At 51.9% G+C, this 3,126-nt stretch carries 1 rRNA gene; it reads right to left on the bottom strand.

Annotation, left to right across the window (positions count from 1 at the left end):
• Positions 1-94 precede the first annotated feature (94 nt).
• Positions 95-2,970: ribosomal RNA gene (locus tag BLW36_RS17035) — 23S ribosomal RNA — on the bottom strand.
• Positions 2,971-3,126: the final 156 nt, after the last annotated feature.

Genomic DNA, 3,126 nt, shown 5'->3' with positions numbered 1-3,126 from the left:
TCGGTAAAACAATCTGTAGTAATACACCGCAAGTCTTGCGCGTCTCTCGGTTGTGCAATTCACAATCCGAATCGTTAGTAACCATCTCTGTTGTATGGTCAAGCCGCACGGGCAATTAGTACTGGTTAGCTCAACGCCTCACAACGCTTCCACACCCAGCCTATCAACGTGGTAGTCTTCCACGGCCCTTCAGGGGACTCGAAGTCCCAGGGAGATCTCATCTTGAAGGAGGCTTCCCGCTTAGATGCTTTCAGCGGTTATCCCGTCCGAACATAGCTACCGGGCAATGCCACTGGCGTGACAACCCGAACACCAGAGGTTCGTTCACTCCGGTCCTCTCGTACTAGGAGCAACTCTTCTCAAATCTCCAACGCCCACGGCAGATAGGGACCGAACTGTCTCACGACGTTCTAAACCCAGCTCGCGTACCACTTTAAATGGCGAACAGCCATACCCTTGGGACCGGCTTCAGCCCCAGGATGTGATGAGCCGACATCGAGGTGCCAAACACCGCCGTCGATGTGAACTCTTGGGCGGTATCAGCCTGTTATCCCCGGAGTACCTTTTATCCGTTGAGCGATGGCCCTTCCATACAGAACCACCGGATCACTATGACCTACTTTCGTACCTGCTCGACATGTCTGTCTCGCAGTCAAGCGCACTTATACCATTATGCTCATTGCATGATTTCCGACCATGCTGAGTGCACCTTCGTACTCCTCCGTTACTCTTTGGGAGGAGACCGCCCCAGTCAAACTACCCACCATACACTGTCCCCGATCCGGATTACGGACCTGGGTTAGAACCTCAAACATACCAGGGTGGTATTTCAAGGACGGCTCCACAGGAACTAGCGTTCCTGCTTCAAAGCCTCCCACCTATCCTACACAAGTAGGCTCAAAGTTCAGTGCAAAGCTGTAGTAAAGGTTCACGGGGTCTTTCCGTCTAGCCGCGGGTACACTGCATCTTAACAGCGATTTCAATTTCACTGAGTCTCTGGTGGAGACAGCGTGGCCATCGTTACGCCATTCGTGCAGGTCGGAACTTACCCGACAAGGAATTTCGCTACCTTAGGACCGTTATAGTTACGGCCGCCGTTTACCGGGGCTTCGATCAAGAGCTTCGCCGAAGCTAACCCCATCAATTAACCTTCCGGCACCGGGCAGGCGTCACACCCTATACGTCCACTTACGTGTTTGCAGAGTGCTATGTTTTTAATAAACAGTCGCAGCCACCTGGTCACTTCGACCGGCCTCAGCTTAGGGAGCAAGTCCCATCACCAAAACCGGCGTACCTTCTCCCGAAGTTACGGTACCATTTTGCCTAGTTCCTTCACCAGAGTTCTCTCAAGCGCCTTGGTATTCTCTACCTGACCACCTGTGTCGGTTTCGAGTACGGTTCGCAATTGCCTGAAGCTTAGAAGTTTTTCCTGGAAGCAGGGCATCAACCACTTCGCCCAAAAAAGGGCTCGTCATCAGCTCTCAGCCTTAGGGACCCGGATTTGCCTAAGTCCCCAGCCTACAACCTTAAACATGGACAACCAATCGCCATGCTGGCCTAGCCTTCTCCGTCACTCCATCGCAGCAATTGCAAGTACAGGAATGTTAACCTGTTTCCCATCGACTACGGCTTTCGCCCTCGCCTTAGGGGCCGACTAACCCTGTCCCGATTAGCGTTGGACAGGAACCCTTGGTCTTCCGGCGGGGAGGTTTTTCACCCCCCTTATCGTTACTCATGTCAGCATTCGCACTTCTGATACCTCCAGCAAACCTCCCGGTTCACCTTCAACGGCTTACAGAACGCTCCTCTACCATGCCCGAAGGCATCCGCAGCTTCGGTTACCAGTTTAGCCCCGGTATATCTTCCGCGCAGGCCGACTCGACTAGTGAGCTATTACGCTTTCTTTAAAGGATGGCTGCTTCTAAGCCAACCTCCTAGCTGTCTGGGCCTTCCCACATCGTTTCCCACTTAACTGGTATTTGGGACCTTAGCTGGCGGTCTGGGTTGTTTCCCTTTCCACGACGGACGTTAGCACCCGCCGTGTGTCTCCCGCGATTGCACTCCTCGGTATTCGGAGTTTGCATGGGGTTGGTAAGTCGGGATGACCCCCTAGCCCAAACAGTGCTCTACCCCCGAGGGTGAGACGCGAGGCGCTACCTAAATAGCTTTCGAGGAGAACCAGCTATCTCCCGGCTTGATTAGCCTTTCACTCCGATCCACAGGTCATCTCCTAATTTTTCAACATTAGTGAGTTCGGTCCTCCAGTTGATGTTACTCAACCTTCAACCTGCCCATGGATAGATCGCCGGGTTTCGGGTCTATTGCCTGCAACTAAACGCCCTATTAAGACTCGATTTCTCTACGGCTCCCCTAAGCGGTTAACCTTGCTACAGACAATAAGTCGCTGACCCATTATACAAAAGGTACGCAGTCACCCCGAAGGGCTCCTACTGCTTGTACGTATACGGTTTCAGGTTCTATTTCACTCCCCTCTCCGGGGTTCTTTTCGCCTTTCCCTCACGGTACTGGTTCACTATCGGTCAGCTGGGAGTATTTAGCCTTGGAGGATGGTCCCCCCATATTCAGTCAAGATAACACGTGTCCCGACCTACTCGATTTCACTAAAAATGCCTTTTCGTGTACGGGGCTATCACCCTGTATCGCGGAACTTTCCAGATCCTTCCACTAAGACATAATTAGCTTAAGGGCTAATCCCCTTTCGCTCGCCGCTACTCAGGGAATCTCGGTTGATTTCTTTTCCTCCGGGTACTTAGATGTTTCAGTTCCCCGGGTTCGCCTCGCATACCTATGTATTCAGTATGCGATACCTGTAAACAGGTGGGTTTCCCCATTCGGACATTCCAGGATCAAAGCTTGTGTGCCAGCTCCCCTAGACTTTTCGCAGGCTCCTACGTCCTTCATCGCCTCCAGCTGCCAAGGCATCCACCGTATACGCTTAGTCGCTTGACCATACAACACAAACGACTACTAACGACTTCTTACATCCAGGTTTCCCTGGACGCCGGATTGTGTGCTTGAGAGACACACAATATTGATGTTGAGTATTGTTAGTACTCAACCTCGCCTTGCAGTGTATTACTACAAATTGTTTCACCTTGTTAAAGA

It is taken from the genome of Microbulbifer marinus (assembly GCF_900107725.1).
Lineage (GTDB): Bacteria > Pseudomonadota > Gammaproteobacteria > Pseudomonadales > Cellvibrionaceae > Microbulbifer > Microbulbifer marinus.
Note: the sequence above shows the minus strand (reverse complement) of the source record. Positions and strands in the feature narration are given on the sequence as shown.